8 protein-coding genes are annotated in these 17,084 nt (G+C 40.9%); 6 read left to right on the top strand and 2 right to left on the bottom strand.

What is annotated here, in order from left to right; all coding sequences use genetic code 11:
* Positions 1-8: 8 nt before the first annotated feature.
* Complete coding sequence (nagB, locus tag HCU67_RS12670; RefSeq protein ID WP_168552977.1) at positions 9-1,949, bottom strand: glucosamine-6-phosphate deaminase; 1,941 nt, start codon at positions 1,947-1,949, stop codon at positions 9-11.
* Between the two features lie 163 nt (positions 1,950-2,112).
* On the opposite strand from nagB, the gene HCU67_RS12665 reads away from it, so the two are divergent.
* From HCU67_RS12665 to HCU67_RS12645, 5 genes are all read left to right on the top strand, one after another.
* Positions 2,113-2,862, top strand: coding sequence for a DeoR/GlpR family DNA-binding transcription regulator (locus HCU67_RS12665; RefSeq protein ID WP_168552976.1), 750 nt, complete (start codon positions 2,113-2,115; stop codon positions 2,860-2,862).
* Positions 2,863-3,678, top strand: coding sequence for an N-acetylmuramic acid 6-phosphate etherase (gene murQ, locus HCU67_RS12660; protein WP_168552975.1), 816 nt, complete (start codon positions 2,863-2,865; stop codon positions 3,676-3,678).
* Positions 3,679-4,083: 405 nt separating this feature from the next.
* Positions 4,084-4,605 carry a hypothetical protein gene (locus tag HCU67_RS12655; protein WP_168552974.1) on the top strand — a complete coding sequence of 174 codons (522 nt, stop codon included), beginning with the start codon at positions 4,084-4,086 and terminating at the stop codon, positions 4,603-4,605.
* Between the two features lie 43 nt (positions 4,606-4,648).
* A complete protein-coding gene (locus HCU67_RS12650) occupies positions 4,649-5,758 on the top strand; it encodes a hypothetical protein (RefSeq protein ID WP_210423704.1) in 1,110 nt (369 codons plus the stop codon).
* A 121-nt stretch (positions 5,759-5,879) separates the two neighbouring features.
* Positions 5,880-7,454 (top strand): alanine/glycine:cation symporter family protein, encoded by a 1,575-nt coding sequence (locus tag HCU67_RS12645; protein WP_168552972.1) that lies wholly within the window; start codon positions 5,880-5,882, stop codon positions 7,452-7,454.
* A 9-nt stretch (positions 7,455-7,463) separates the two neighbouring features.
* On the opposite strand, the gene HCU67_RS12640 is transcribed toward HCU67_RS12645, so the two are convergent.
* Positions 7,464-8,582, bottom strand: a complete 1,119-nt coding sequence (locus HCU67_RS12640) for a PQQ-dependent sugar dehydrogenase (protein ID WP_168552971.1) — start codon at positions 8,580-8,582, stop codon at positions 7,464-7,466.
* A 136-nt stretch (positions 8,583-8,718) separates the two neighbouring features.
* Here HCU67_RS12640 and HCU67_RS12635 point away from each other — a divergent pair, with 136 nt between their 5' ends.
* Positions 8,719-17,037, top strand: a complete 8,319-nt coding sequence (locus tag HCU67_RS12635) for a T9SS type B sorting domain-containing protein (RefSeq protein ID WP_168552970.1) — start codon at positions 8,719-8,721, stop codon at positions 17,035-17,037.
* The last annotated feature ends 47 nt before the right edge of the window (positions 17,038-17,084 follow it).

Genomic DNA, 17,084 nt, shown 5'->3' with positions numbered 1-17,084 from the left:
TAAATCGGTTAAAAATGATACCTGACGAACCCTTCCATGGCTTCGTACTCTGCCAATCCCAATGCGTTATATTTCTGTGCTGTTTCTTTATTTCGTTGTTCAGCACGTTGCCAAAATTCCCGTTCATCATTTCCAGGAAACATGGCCGCATCTTTTTGGGATTGGTGCTTGAAGATAGCATTAATTTTGCGTGTCATATCCCTCGGGCCAATTGGAACGGTCATTTCCATATCAGCGATGTCCCATTCTTGCCATGCACCGCGGTACATCCATACGTAACAGTCTTTTACCCATTCAGCTCCTTCATCTACAAGTCGCTCTAAAGTTTTAAAAACAACTTGAAGACAAACACGGTGCGTACCGTGCGGGTCTGAAAGGTCTCCAGCGACAAATATTTGATGTGGTTTTACTTTTTGAAGTAAGTCGTAGGTGATTTGAATATCCTCTTCAGAATGTGGTTTCTTTTTAACTGCTCCGGTTTCATAAAATGGTAGGTTCAGAAAGTGTGCATTCTTCTCTGAAACACCGCAATATCTACATGCGGATAGGGCTTCTCCTTTTCTAATAAGACCTTTGTATTTTTGAATTTCAGGGCTATCAATCTGGCCTGGGGTTTTCTTGCTCAAAAACTTTCGTACATCCTGTAGTTTTTGCTTTAATTCATCGTTGTCTTCGTTTGCATCAGAAGCAAAATCTAAGAATCGAATTACTTCGTCATCGAATACCGCAATGTTACCTGATGTCTGATAGGCTACATGAACCTCATGGCCCTGGTCTACCAATCTTAGCAAAGTGCCCCCCATTGAAATTACATCGTCATCGGGGTGCGGACTGAAAATCAACGAGCGCTTGGGGTAGGGGAATGAACGTTCCGGCCTACGACCGTCATCGGCTTGAGGCTTACCCCCTGGCCAACCCGTTATTGTTGCCTGTAGCTCATTGAATACCTTTAAGTTAATCTGCTCTGCAGAGCCAATCTCGGCTACTAGGGTTCCCATACCATATTCGTTATAATCTTCGTTGGTAAGTTTCAAAATTGCTTTACCAAGGCGTTCTGATAACCATATGGTAGATTTCTTGATTAAAGTATCGGTCCATTCACAGTCACCGACCAGCCACGGAGTCTGTACTCGAGTTAGGAATTGGGATGAGGCATCATCAAGCACAAAATCACAATTGGAATGAATCTGCAAAAATGTCGCTGGAACAGACTCTCGAATTTGCCCTTCTACTGCATCTTTGATTATGGGAGACTTTCCTTCCCCCCATGCCATAAGAAATACTTTTTTAGCATTCATTATTGTACCTACTCCCATGGTCAATGCACGGTCAGGTACATTTTCTTGGCCAAAGAAGTCACTTGCGGCATCTAACTTCGTTACCCGATCCAGCCGAATCATTCTAGTTTTGCTGTGCAGTGAAGAACCGGGTTCGTTGAATCCAATATGCCCAGTTCTACCAATTCCTAAAATTTGAATATCTAGACCACCGGCACTTTCAATTTTTTGTTCGTAAGCCTGACAATAGGCCTTTACCTCACTTTCTGGTATACTACCATCCGGTATGTTTATATTCTCTTCAGGAATATCTATCAGGTCAAACAAATGTTCTTTCATGAAACGCACATAGCTATGAATGGAATCAGGGAGCATTGGGTAGTACTCATCTAAATTGAAGGTGACTACATTTTTGAAACTTAAGCCTTCGGTTTGGTGCATTTCAACCAAGAAATCATAAACCTTGGTTGGGGTTGAACCTGTTGCCAAACCTAAAACAGCATTTCTGCCCTCTGATTGGCGTTGGCGTATCAACTTTGCTATTTCTTCAGCTACATATTTGGAGGCAGCTTCAGAATTTTCATGAATCAAGGTGTGAACCTTTTCAAATTTTCGAATTCCTTCGTTCTCAGGGTTGGTTGTTGGAAGTAATTCTGCAATGGCATGCGACATAATAATGAAGTTTAGAGGCGCAAATGTAGGAATATATTTCAATAGTTGCTGTTTTTTGCAATAATTAATGCTGTTTTATGCAATTAATAACAATTATTTTACATTTAATCAACCACAAACGGCAATAAATTGAATTATGTATCTTTGGTGCGAATACAATATTATGCTTAAAGAAGAACGCCAATTATCCATCTTGAACGAGGTAGAATTGCACAATAGGGTACAATTGGCAGATTTAGCGGAAAAGCTTGATGTATCTATTGATACCGTGCGCAGGGATGTTAAGGAACTAGACGCTAACAATAAACTAAGAAAGGTACATGGTGGAGCGGTTTCTTTAGGATTTACTAGTTATAGTCCTTCAAGGAACAACGTTTACAAGCTGCAAGAAAAAACGGCAATAGCTGAGAAAGCAGCAAAACTTGTCAAAGAGGGTAGTGCGATACTAATTGATGGTGGAACTACTTGCTTAGAACTTGCCCGATTACTGCCAACTGAAATAAATCTGACATGTTTTACCCTAAGTTTACCAGTAGCACAGGAGCTTTTACACAAGCCAAATGTGGAGGTTATTTTTATTGGAGGAAGGATTTCCAAAGATGCCCAGATAACCAATGGGGCTAATACGGTTCATAATTTATCTGAAATCAATGTGGATTATGGCTTCATAGGTACGGGTTATGTAGATTCCATCTATGGATTGACGGAGTTTGATTGGGATATTGTTCAAACAAAAAAAGCTGTTATAGCGGCTTCAAAAAAAACTATTCTTCTTTGTATTTCAGAAAAGTTGAATTCAAAACATCGTTACAAAACCTGTAACCTAAATCAAGTGGACACCATGGTTACCGAACTATCTCCCGAACATGCCCTTTTGAGTACATTTAGAAAACAAAATTTACAATTGCTATAGATGAGTGAATTTCGAAAAATTACAGAGCAATCCAGCCTACATAATGATTTGGAACTAAAGTCCACTAGTGAACTTTTAAATGGAATTAATCAGGAAGACCAAAAAATAGCAAAAGCAGTTGAAGGAGTAATTCCGCAGGTTGTAAAACTGGTAGATGCATTAGAGGAACGTTTTGAAAAGGGTGGACGGTTGTTTTATATCGGTGCTGGTACCAGTGGACGTTTGGGAATACTTGATGCCTCTGAGATTCCACCTACTTTTGGAATGCCACATGACCGAGTTATTGGGTTAATTGCAGGTGGCGACGGGGCGATAAGAAAAGCTGTGGAATTTGCTGAAGACAATACTTTTCAAGCATGGAAGGACCTTGAATCTTATAAAATCAATAAGAATGATGTGGTTGTCGGTATCGCAGCTTCAGGCACCACCCCATATGTTTTGGGTGGCGTAATGGATGCTAAATTGAATGGGTTATTAACGGCAGGGATTACAAATAATCCAGGTTCACCTTTGGCTACTACTGCAGATATTCCAATTGCTATTGAAGTGGGTCCTGAATTTGTTACTGGGAGTACGCGAATGAAAAGTGGTACAAGTCAAAAATTGGTCTTGAATATGATATCAACCGCATTGATGATTAAAATTGGAAGGGTGAAGGGCAACAAAATGGTCGATATGCAATTGAGCAACAATAAATTGGTCGACCGAGGTACGCGGTATTTGGTTGAAGCATTAAATATGGAGTATTCCGAGGCTGAAAAGGCGTTGAAAAAATATGGGTCAGTGCGGGAAGCTATAGCGCAACTGAAATCGTAGTTTTCAATAGCAACATGTGTAGTATTTCACCTCGAACACTTTTCTTAATAGACGCTATAGGTGCTTTTGTTTCAGCACTACTTTTAGGTTTTGTGTTACCTTATTTTCAAATCTATTTTGGCTTGCCAAAACCAATTCTTTGGCTACTGGCTTCAATTGCCTTTATTTTCTTTTTGTATTCTTTGTGGTGTTACATCAATCTGTCTCAAAACTGGGTTAAATTTTTAAGGCTAATTGCAATAGGCAATCTCTCCTATTGTGTGCTGAACATCTTTGTGTTGATTCACTTTTGGCATAAACTGACATTTCTAGGGCGATTTTATTTTATTGTAGAACAGATGGTCATAGCAGGTCTTGTATTAATGGAATTTAAGATATCTTCAAGGCAATAATGAATAAAGTATAATGGGTGATTTTGAGCAACGTTTAAAGGGTGGTCATCCAAATTCTTTGGGAAATACCGTTGCCATTGTAGAGGAGGTTTTGGAAAATCCTCTATTATTTGACGAATTGTTCAACTGTTATTTCTCCAAGGATGAAGTAGTTCGGTTACGGGTTTCCAATGCCATGAAGCGTATTTCAAAGGCAAATAAACCTATAGTACTGCCTTATATAAATCGTTTTTTAGACGAAATATCTAAGATTGATCAGGCCTCAACACAATGGACTTTGTCTCAGCTTTTTTTACAATGGGAAAAAGATATGACCCAAAACCAATTAGTTCAAGCATTGGACATTATGAAGCGTAACCTTGCTAATCACAACGATTGGATTGTACTATGTCAAACCACCGAAACTTTGGGTAAGTGGGCTAAAAAAGACAATGATTTGAAATCTTGGCTGATGCCTCATTTAAAACGTTTGGCTAAAGATGATAGGAATTCAGTATCAAAAAAAGCACAGAAAACCTTGAATCATTTAGCTTAAAAGCAAAGAGCAGAATATTTATCTTTGAGAATAGCCAATTGCCTTGTTTTTCATCAGTAAAATTCAATTTTTAAGTACCACTGAAACTTTTTTGTTTTATGGATGGTGGCAATTTGCTACCTGTCTTTTTGCATTTGTGGCCCTTCTATCCATTTGGTGGCATATTGGTAAACGACAAAAGGATTTTGGACAAGTTTGGCTGGCACTTTCCATCTTTTGTTGGAGTATTTCAGGATTGGTAGAGGTATATTTCTCAAATAACCCCAACATTTCTAATATCTATTTGGACGGATTACGCAGCGTATTGTCTTTGTTCAATAGTCTTTTCATTCTATTGGCTTTACCATGGTTCAGGTATTTGCCTCGTTTTTTGGAGCAATTGATTAAGTCACGTTATTGGCATTGGATTGTTGGCTTGCCATTTCTTTTCTCCTTATTGCCAACCTTAAACAAAATGGTTTTGGGTCGAGCTGCGATTATCAATGAACTTGATGTTTATTATGCAGTTCTTACCCTTGTCTTTTTAGGATTGGTACTATGGCATTCCTTTTCAAAAAGAAGGTTGGTCTCGTTAGCATATTTGTCCTTGGTGTGCATTGGTATAACACTGCTTGCCCAAATTTATAAGTTAACGGGTTCTACTATTAATCTCACCTTATTCTCAGCCATTTTCAAAACTTGTTTGATTATGATTTTCTTTGCTTTGGCCTTGAGTTGGGTCAAGGAATTATCTGAAAACACCATTCCAGTAGCGAATGAAATAACCCTTCTTTTTGATGTAGTTAGAAATAGCGATAAAGTAGAACGTTGGGTCTCTATTGGTGGATTCCGTGGAAAGGGCAACCGAAAGGTACAGTTGACTGGGGCACAATTTGAACTGTTCAATCAGTTTGCCGAATTGCGAAAGAACGAGCCAGAGGAATGGCTCGAAATTCGACCTAAGAACAATCCATCTAAAAATAAACGTTACGATATCGGCGACTATAACGAAATCAAAAGACTGTTGTTTTCACTATTGGATGGACTTTTTGGTCGAGGTAATTGGACTAAAGAGCAGCACTTAAATCCTTTGAAAGATTCGCTTTTTGAACTTTCTAAAAAACGGGAACGTAAGATCAGACTTCGAATTCCTCCCAATAACATCAACCTATAACACTCGATTTATAAGTCAATTGTCGGAATACAAACTACTGACAACTCAATATTTTTTCTGACAATTTGTAGCTCTACTAATCCTAGTTTTCAATTTGTAGCTGATTTCAAATTCCAGAATAATGCTACAGCTGCAAAATATTCAAAAGACAGGTTTTTTAGTTCAAAATGAACAGATTGGTCTTGATGAACAAATCAATGAAGCCTTTATGCCTTTTGCCATATGGTGGGAGAATTTAATATTTTCTGAGGTTTCTATATTGGGGATGGGTATCCCAATAGTTCTTATTCTATTGCTCTCAGGTGCGTTGTTCTTCACCATTTATTTTGGGTTTGTGAATATCAGACGCTTTCCTTTAGCTATTAATGTTGTACGGGGCAGGTTCGATGAAATTGAAAAAATAGAGGAAGACTCCTCAATAGGACCTAGTGCTTCCCATTCAGGCGAGGTCAATCATTTTCAAGCCCTGACCACCGCTGTATCAGGTACAGTAGGGCTTGGTAATATTGCGATGGTTGCAGTCGCGATTTCTATTGGTGGTCCAGGCGCTACCTTTTGGATGATAATCGCTGGTCTATTGGGTATGTCAACAAAATTTGTTGAGTGCACATTGGGAGTGAAATTCAGGGATATCGATACCAATGGAAATGTTTTTGGAGGGCCTATGTACTATTTATCAAGAGGTTTGCATAACATGGGATATGCAACCGTAGGTAAAGTATTGGGTGCGGTTTTTGCCATACTTTGTGTTGGTGCTTCATTGGGTGGTGGTAATGCTTTTCAGACCAATCAAGCCGCAGCACAAATAATTTCGAGATTCAATATTGAAAGTACTAGTTCAGGCACCTTAATTGGAGTGCTATTTGCGATTCTAGTCGGGCTAGTAATTATTGGTGGAATAAAACGAATTGCCAAAGTCACCGAAAAGGTGGTTCCTTTTATGGCAGCCTTATATGTTTTTTCTGCCCTGATTATCGTTTTTATGAATTTTGATAAATTGGGGCTTGCGGTTCAGCTAATATTCGAAGAGGCCTTTACACCACGAGCAACAATATCTGGAGGCTTTGTCGCAGTTATGATTCAAGGTTTTCGAAGAGCAGCTTTTTCGAATGAGGCAGGTGCAGGTTCAGCAGCGATTGCCCATTCTGCTGTTAAAACAAACTACGCAGCCTCAGAAGGGTTGGTAGGCTTATTGGAACCTTTTATTGACACTGTGGTTATCTGTACTATAACGGCATTGGTCATCATCATTTTCAATATTGACGGCGGTTTTGTTTATGGTAATGTTATGAATCAACAAGTATTGATGGCAGATGGTACTCGACTTGGAGGAGTGAACTTAACCTCAATGGCTTTTGAAAATTCCATACCTGGGGCCTCTTACGTTTTGGTACTGGCAGTAGTGTTATTTGCGTTTTCCACAATCATTTCTTGGTCATATTACGGCTTACAGTCATGGAAATACCTTTTCGGGCGCTCGAAGTTTTCAGATTTGACTTACAAGATATTATTCTTGGTATTTACGGTTTTAGGCGCCGCCATTACTCTTGATGCGGTAATCAAATTCTCTGATGCGATGATATTGGCCTTGGTTTTCCCAAATATTATCGGCTTATTCTTTTTATTTCCAATGGCAAAAAAAGAATTGAAAACGTACCTGAATTTGATTGCAAAGTCGAAAAACGAACAACTTTAAATAGATTGACTATTTGGGTAGAAGCTTGTAAATGCCTTTGCCTTCGACACCTACATAAATATAACCATCGGGGGCTTGTTTAACACTTCGTACACGGCCCATGCCGTCCATTAATTTTTCGCGATACACAACTTTATTGTCCTTTAATTCCAATCGCTCCAAATATTGAAATGCAAGGGAACCCGCTAGAATATTCCCTTTCCATTCCGGATACTTTTCGGAGGATACAAACTCCATTCCTGAAGGAGCAATACTGGGCACCCAGTAATGTATGGGTTGTTCCATTCCATCCTTGGCAGTCTCATCGGTTATTTTAGTTCCGCTATAATTAATTCCGTAAGTGATGACCGGCCAACCGAAGTTTTTCCCTTTTTGAATGATATTGATTTCATCTCCCCCTCTAGGGCCATGCTCATGTTCCCAAATTTCTCCAGTAAACGGGTTTTTGACCAAACCTTGCGGATTCCGATGACCATAACTCCAAATTGCTTTTTTAGCTCCTGATTTGCCTACAAAAGGATTGTCTGAAGGAATGCTTCCATCGTCTTTAATTCTATATACCTTGCCACAATCACGGGTAATATCCTGCGGATTTTCACCTCTATTTCCGCGATCACCAACAGAGAAATAGAGATATCCGGCATCATCAAAAACCAGACGGGAGCCAAAGTGTTGGCCGCGCCCAGTATTCGGACTAGCTTTGTACAAGACTTTTTGGTTTGTCAACTTATTACCTTGGAGCTTGGCCCTCATAATGGCAGTATTGGCTCCTCGCCCTTCTCCTTCAGAAGATGCGTAGGAAATATAAATGAACTTGTTTTGAGCGAAGTTAGGATGTACCTCCACATCCATCAGACCTCCTTGTCCCTGTACCTTTATTTCAGGTAATCCGGCTATGTTTTTTTTGCTTCCATCTTTATATAAAAACAGTTCACCAGCCTTTTCGGTCACCAAAATTGATCCATCAGGCAAAAAATCCATTCCCCAGGGGTTCTGTAGTCCCGAGACGACCAATTCTGCTGAAAATAAGTCTTTTACAGGCGTTTTAATGCTTTTGTCAACAGTTTGGGCGCACGCTTGAAGAAGCAGTACAACGAAAAAATACAGAGTAATCGCACAGTTTTTCATAATTTTAACGACGAAATGATACTTTTTATAGTTGAACAGAGTTTTAATTTAAAGAGATAGTATAAGTAACAAAATTACAATTTAAGGATATTTGGCTCCCAAATCCCGATATCCTTTTGAAAACCGAACTTAACCTATGTCCTCACGAAAAACCGGGCGCTATATCGTCGCCCTGCTATTGGTGGTTGCATCAATACTTAGTTCTTCGGCGGTCACAAGTAAATCGATTTTAAACTATTTTTCTGATATCGATTCAGAAAGACTATTGGAATCGAGAAAAACTGATTACCAAAAAACTAAGAGTACCACTACTGATTTGGAGCATTCTACGAATGCTGCCAATAGCGGGCTTTTCTTTACGACTATCATCCAAAATGCGGATGAGGAGGCCATTTGCCCTAATGATGGCTCTACACTTGCAAAATTCTTTCTTTGTGGAACAAGCGATGTTAGAACACTAAGTTTAAATAGTTCAGGGGGAAGTTATGAATGGCAGCAATTGGATACGAATACCTGTGCCCCTTCGGTGGTAGAGGATTGTCCGACAATTAACACCTCTTGTACTTGGAATACGGTTGGCACTGATCCAACCTATGATCTAAGCGACCCAGGCGAGTATCGAGTGCGAATTGGCGGAGGCCAATTTTACTATTTCAAAGCAAGTCAAAACCCACTTGACCCGCAATTGGTTTATGAAGATATCATTTGTGGAAACCCTGGTAGGGTAGAGGTCACGAATGTCCCTAATGGTTATGAGTACAGTTTGAATAGTCCTACAGGTCCATTTCAAACAGATCCTTTTTTTGATATTAATGTTGCTGGCGATTACACCGTCTATGTAAGGTTGCAAAATGTTGCCTCTTCAGCATGTTTATTTCCGTCAGAAACAGTAGCCATTCAAGAATTGGACATTGATGTGCAAGTAACAAAAACAGATATTTTATGCGCTGGTGAACAAGGTAGTGTTTCGGTCAATGTTAATGGCGTACCTGGATTTTATACTTATAGACTCATCAAGGATGGTGTAACGGTAGATACATTTGGTCCCAACGGTTCGGATAATTATACCTTCCCTAGTGTGGTTTCTGGTGATTATTCCGTTAGGGTATCAACCAATGATTGCGATATAACCGTGACCAATGATGTTAATGGGGACCCCATTTCAATTGGTGGGGGTATTGCTCCTTTGGATGTATCCGCAACAGCATCGGATAGTTTTGGCTGTGGCGCTACCTCAGTTAATGTGACCGTATCAACGGATGGAGGGACTGCTCCCTACCGATTTAGCGTAGATGGTGGTGCTTTAGGTTCCACATATACCAACTCCCTGGATTTTTCGGTCACCACATCCGGCACTTATGCTATTTTGGTTGAAGATGCTAATGGATGCCAACGTTCGGCCTCTGTAGATGTTGTCGACATACCGCCACCCGTATTCAATGTAAGTGCGCAAGATGCCAATTGTGGTGGTGCAAATAATGGGCAAGTAACAGTCAACCTCACCAATGGTTTTGGATATAATATTGAATACAGTATTGATAATGGAATCTCTTATCAGGTAAGTAACGTCTTTTCAGGTCTTGCTCCTGGATCTTATGACGTTATGTTACGTTATACACAAGATTCATTTACTTGTACTACACCCTCACAAACCGTAGCAGTTGGGACGCCTACAACAATAACGGCAATCGCAAATGCAGATTCAAACCCTTCATGTTCCAATGAAAATGGAGGGCAAATTTCCATAACAGGTGTTTCGGGAGGGACAGCTCCATATGAATTTAGTATTGGAGCTGGTTTTAGTGCAACCTCAGTATTTTCCAATTTAAGTGTTGGAAACTATACACCACAAATAAGGGATGCGAATGGTTGTGTACAAACATTAACTACCATAAACTTTGCAGCTTTGGACAGACCTTCCGATTTGGATTTTTCGATATCCAGCTTGGATTGTATCGCCACCACTGCAACTGTAACTTTAACAGAAACAGGAGGAACAGGTCCTTATACGTATGAAATAATCGCCCCAGCATCCGTTGCCCTAAATAATGGGGGTAACAATTCTTTTTCTGGTCTCGGTTTGGGTTCCTATACATTTCGGGTAACCGATACTTTTGGTTGCAGTTATGATGAAAATTATGCGATTACCGATATTAGTTCAATTCGGGTACAGACCCAACAGTTGAGCCCAGTTAGTTGTTTTGGTAATAGTGATGGAGAAGGAAGATTTATAGTTGATAGTTTTAACACAACTTATGGTTATAGTATTGATGGAGGAACGACTTTTACGGGGCAAACCAATCCAACAATTGACATCAATGGTTTGGCGGCTGGGGCCTATACTATAGTCGTAACCGATGAAGAAACCAGCTGTACTGATTCGATAACTTTGACCGTAGAGGGGCCTCCCTCTCCATTTTCATTGGATAGCCTTAGTGTTGACCCAATGGATTGCTTAAATGGCAATATTGGTGCTGTAACGGCGAATACTTCCGGAGGTTGGGGGGGAGAATCATTCAGTGTCATCCAACCGGACGGTTCAACGCGGGGACCACAAAATAGTCCAGTATTTTCAGGTTTATCGCAAAGCGGAACATATACAGTTAACGTTACTGATTTGAATGGATGTACCCAATCGGATACTTTTACGTTGACAGCACTTGATGCACCGGTTTTGACTGTGGACACGGCGGCGTCGGACTTCTGTTACGATGCATTCGACGCTGCTACCATAGTAGTCAATGGAACCTTGGGAGCGGCACCCTATCAATATCGATTGAACAATGGTGTTTTTGGGGCTAGCAACTCCTTTGGCGGACTTACACCTGGAACCTATGACATAGAAGTGGCAGATGCCAAAGACTGTAGAGATACGCTAACGCTGACCATTGCTCCACAAATCAATGCTTCTGCCTCAATAACCCAAGAACTAGAATGTTCGGGACCTAGTGGAGAGATTCAAGTAGTGATTTTCGATGGTTACCCAGCAGGAAGCAGTTATGATTCTTGGGAGGTAAGTATCAATGGTGGACCTTTTACTACTGATGATAACCCTATTGTAGGCAATACATTTACCTATTCAGTTCCCAATGATGGTTCTATTACCGCTCGTACCTCTTTCAGATTTGAAGTGACCGATAGTCAGGGTTGTACCAATGTTACCAACACTGTTTTAATAAGTCCACAGCAAACCATATCGGGAACAGCGACTGCTACGGACACTTTTTGTGGTGATAACACAAGTGGTACGGTTACCCTACAACCTAATTTGGCACAAGGAATACCTCCTTTTGAATTTAGTAATGATGGCGGTACCACTTTTGGGTCTCAGAACGTTTTTTCGGGTTACGGTCCAGGAACTTATAATGATTTTGTAATTCGTGACAGCCGTGGTTGTTTGAGTAATTTGATTTCAGCAACTATCGGAACAAGTTTACCTGTAAACGCCACCTTGACTCCAACGCCTGCCATATGTGCGGCTTCAGTTGTTGAAGGGTCAATTACAGTGGATGTTACAGATGCAACGGCTCCCTACAATTTTACTTTGTTGGATGTCGGTGGAAACGTGGTTGCCAGCATTGGGCCCACGACCAGTACCACGGTTAATTTCCCAAATTTGCCCCAAGGGGATTATACCGTGGTCACCACCGATGCAAACGGTTGTGAAGACAGGGATGCGACAGAAGTCGACCAGAACCAATTAAACCTTACGCCCTTAGACACACCTCCGGCCAACTGCTCGGACCCATTTTTGTCTTATCGTGTTCAAGCATCAGGTGGTACTGCACCATACGAATTCCGATTGGTCGGTGACCCTACTTTTGTATTGGCGAATGTCAATGGCATTGATATCCATGATTTTTCTGCAGTGGTCACCTTTGGGGTTACCTACTTTGTTGAGGTCAGAGATGCCTTGGGCTGTATCTATGAAGAGGAAATTCCACCGATTACTCCCCCAAGTCCTATTGCAGTAGCGGCAACTGGCACAACTACTTCTTGCGGTACAGCGGCAACGGGAGAAGTGTTTTACGAAATTACAGGAATTGCAAGCCCAGCTGACTTCACGGTAACAGTGGAAGATGTTGATTCCGGAACCATAATTTCAGGTCCAACAACCTTCAATAATGAGCCGATTCCTTATAATGGAACAATCTCTGGATTACCTCCAGGAAATTATCAGGTCATTGTAAATGACTTAAATACAGCTTGTAATGCAAGTGCCATTGCACTTATTACCGAAGAGAATCCAACAATACTTGTAGAAGGCAATATACCAGCCACCTGTAACTCTGGGGCTTTGGTCACGGTAAGGGGCAGTGGAGGTACACCTAGTTATGGATATGCCTACGTACCCACCGGAACGGGCGCACCAACAAGCTTCGCTTCAAATGGGACTTTTGATATTCCAGGTCCTTATCCTGCGGATTATGACTTTTTTGTTCAGGACGCAAACGGGTGTCAGAGCATAACAACCGTAACTGTTACCGAAAGTACGGGAGTGCCAAATCCTACAATCAATGTTGTAAACCAGTGTACCGCAACGAGCGGTTTTCAAATTACAATAACCGCTCCTTTAAATACGGGGTCAGGTTTACCAGAGGAAACATTTCAATATGATTTTGGTGGAGGTTATCAGAACAGTCCGAACTTTACTGCACCCAATGCCGGAACCTATTCAATAACTGTAAGGGATGGCAACGGATGTATCAATACGGTAAACGCTGATGTTTTTGACTTTTTCGCAATTACTGCACGTGCAAGTACTGAGCCCACCTGCAACGGTACGGATGGAGAAATTACTGTAAATACAACTGGTGGTAGTGGCAATTTCGAATTTCAATTACGGGATGCTGTAACATTATTGCCCATAGGTACCACACAAAATACCAACATCTTTACAGGAATAGCGCCTGGTGATTACAGCATACTTGTAACCGATTTGGCATCGAATACCGTTCCTTTATGTTCGGACGTAGCAGTAGTAAGTGTGACCACCGTGGCAAACCCTATTATTTCAGCTACCCCATCTACCGCAATTAGTTGTAATGGAGCCAATGACGGTACAATTTCCGTAGAATTACAACCAGGTACGGATACCGATACCCCAATTGAATATAACTTATACGATGGGGCTACAGCAACAATTTTAGCTGGGCCGCAATCAACCTCATTATTTGATAATTTAGGACCAGGAACCTATCAAGTCGAAGCAGTAACTTTTAGGGGCTGCACAGACCGTTCTACTGATATTATAATTACAGAACCGTCGGCACTGCAATTGAATATTGCAAATAGTGATTTTGTTTGTAATCCATCAAACAATCAGTTCAGCACTGCAACGATAACAGCTTTTATTGATACCAATGGCGATGGCTCAGGTATTGCCACTGGAACAGGGCCATATACTTACAGTATTAATGATGGTACTCCTGCCTTTGATGGCACTAATTTTCAAACGAACAACACTTTTACGATAATTGACAATGGTACCAATCAAAACATAACTATTACGGCCAGAGATCAGAATGGCTGCGAATTTTCATCTGCCATAACAATAAATGCACCTTCCGATTTAACCTTTAGTTTTAATGTTAGCCCTATTAGTTGTGATGCTACGGGCGCAGGGGTTGACCCAGGTTCTATTGATATCATTGTTGACCAAGGATCAGGTAATTACGAAGTGGAACTTTTACCATTGGGGTCTGAACCTGCCAGAAATTCAGGTGGCACAGATAGGGTTAATTGGCCCATTAGTGTCCCGGGTGATTACATTTTTGCCGTTACTGATTTGACTTCTGGTAGTTGTATTTACCTTACTTCAATAGTTAATGTTCCTGAATTCAATACTATCGATGCTACCATTGCCGAGGTAAGACCAGTTTCATGTTTTGGAGGTAATGATGGGGAAATAAGTCTTGATATTTCAAATTATAGTGGACTTTACAATTACGAGGTGTTTTCTAGGGATAATACAGGAGTTGAGACATCTACTGGCGTAACGGGAAGCTTTGATACAAATGCTCCGATTAACAGCCCAGAAATCATTGGAGGACTTCCTGCTGGTAACATGATTGTTTATATCGAAGCTATGGATGCTCCCTTTTGTGATGTTACAAGTAATGTTGCAACTATTCGTTCTCCAGATAGAGCATTGACAGTAACGGTTACCCAGACAGCTGAGGTGACTTGTGCTACCCCAGGTTTGGGAGAGATTACTGTGGCCGGTGACGGCGGATGGGGTTCTTACGAGTATCAATTAGTTGCACCCGATGGGGTTACGATTTTGGTTGATTATCCGAATACTGATGCCATTTTTTCAAATCTAAATGATGGAAGTTACACAGTAAACACGAGGGATATTAATGGGTGTGAGGTTTCAGAAACGATTACATTAAGCTTTCCGACACCTATTTATGCAGATATTCAAGTTGTCAATCCATTGCTATGTAATAATGATAATAATGGAAGTATAGAAGCATTCAATATTTCTGGAGGTCAGGGGGTAGGTAATTACTTATTTCAATTAAATAGATTGACAGATGGTTCTGATAGTGGACTACAAACTACACCAACATTTAATAATCTTTCTGCTGGTGATTACACGATTACTGTTTTTGATGGTTGGAACTGTAGTTATATCACGGTACCAATTACCGTACAGGATCCAGAAATTGTAGAAGCCGAGTTGGTCGAGTTACAACCGCCAGGCTGTGGAGATTTGGGTAGAATGGAATTGACGGTAACCAATCCAGAGCTTGGAGTTGATTATTTCTACCGACGTTCAGGTACCACGGATGCATTCCAACCATTCGGTGCAGGTCTTGTTAGTGTTGAAATTACTGCTGATGTGAATATTGACCCAGGACCATTTCAATATGACGTGCAAAACTCAAATGGATGTCCTTTCGAACGTTCCAATCAAATTTCATTGGATGCCGCTGCACCATTGGTAATTGACTTGGATTTGACAAACGCCACGATCAACTGTGCCGGCGAATCAACTGGAATCATTCGTTCAGAAGCCTTTGGTGGAATCGGAAATTACAGATATACACTTCTAAATTCAGATACACCCCCGAATCCTACCACCACCAATACAGTAAGAAATGAACAAGATTCCGGAATATTCAGGAACTTAGCCGCTGGGACATATTTTGTTTATGCCCGTAGTGGTGGTTGTGAGGCCATTTCACCACCAATTGTAATCGAACCAAGACCACCATTGGTATTGGAGTATTTAGAAACGCAATCGCCCACTTGTTTTGGCGAAACCGATGGTCAGGTCGTTTTAGAAGCCAGTGGCGGTACCGGTAGAATACGCTATTCCATTTCTGACAACCTCAGTGAGTTTTTCGAGGGCAATGACCCAACTAATCCAAACCGAAGAATTTTTGAAGACCTCGCACCAAGACAATACGATATAATCATTCAAGATGAGTTGGGTTGCACCATTACAAGGACTATTACGATAACCGCGCCTGAGGAACTGGTTGCCAGTATGGCAAGCTCAACGCCAGAAACTTGTTTAGGTGATGCCGATGGAACGGTAACCTTAAATATTACGGGAGGTACAGCACCCTATTTCACCAGCATCAACACCAATGACCCAGCTAATTTCGAACGCAATGATTCCATGTTCTTTGAAGGGCTACCTGGTGGTGAAACATTAGTGATTTTTATCAGGGATGCAGCAGGTTGTGAAACCAATGTGGCCGTTGAGATTGGTATAGGAGTTGACTTAATAGCAGAATCAATTGTACAGTACGGTTGTGAGGGAATATTTCCCAATAATACAACGGCTATTGAGTTAACGAATGATGCCTTAAGAGGTGAAGTTTTATTTTCTTTAGATGTTGATGACATATCCCTGGCTACCGAGCAATCGGTCTGGGGAGATTTACCAGCAGGCGAGCATATCGTTTATGTTTATCATAAAAATGGATGTGTCACCTTCACTGAATTTGAGATTAAGGAGTACCTACCCTTAACGGCTGATTTTGGACAAGTGAGCCCGAATGAGATAAGTGTAATTGCCTTTGGTGGATTTGGTGATTACGAGTATTTCTTTAACGGTGAATCATACGGGAATGATAATGTCTATATTCCATTGGAGAGCCAGACCATTCAAGTTGAAGTACATGATAGGCTTGGATGTGTCGTTAACCTTATGATACCCTACGAGTTTAACGAAATGCCACAGCTGCCTGATTTCTTTACCCCAGATGGTGATGTAATGAACGAAGAATGGCGAGTAGAAAACAGTCAGTTCTTCCCAAATATAGAAGTGAAAATCTACGACCGCTATGGGAGAGTGGTAGCCAACTTAAAAGATGTTGAAGGTTGGGATGGCAGATACGAAGGAGCAGAACTACCTACCGGCGATTATTGGTATGTAGTGAATGCGAATGATAAAAGAAATCAACGTTGGGTTGGTCATTTTACGCTCTATCGTTAATAGTCAAAACTTACATTTTTTTCGATATTTAATTTCTATTTTTGCGA

It is taken from the genome of Croceivirga thetidis, assembly GCF_012272815.1.
In the GTDB taxonomy this organism is placed as follows: domain Bacteria; phylum Bacteroidota; class Bacteroidia; order Flavobacteriales; family Flavobacteriaceae; genus Croceivirga; species Croceivirga thetidis.
The sequence above is the reverse complement of the archived record's forward strand: the minus strand, read 5'-3'. Positions and strand labels throughout refer to the sequence as shown.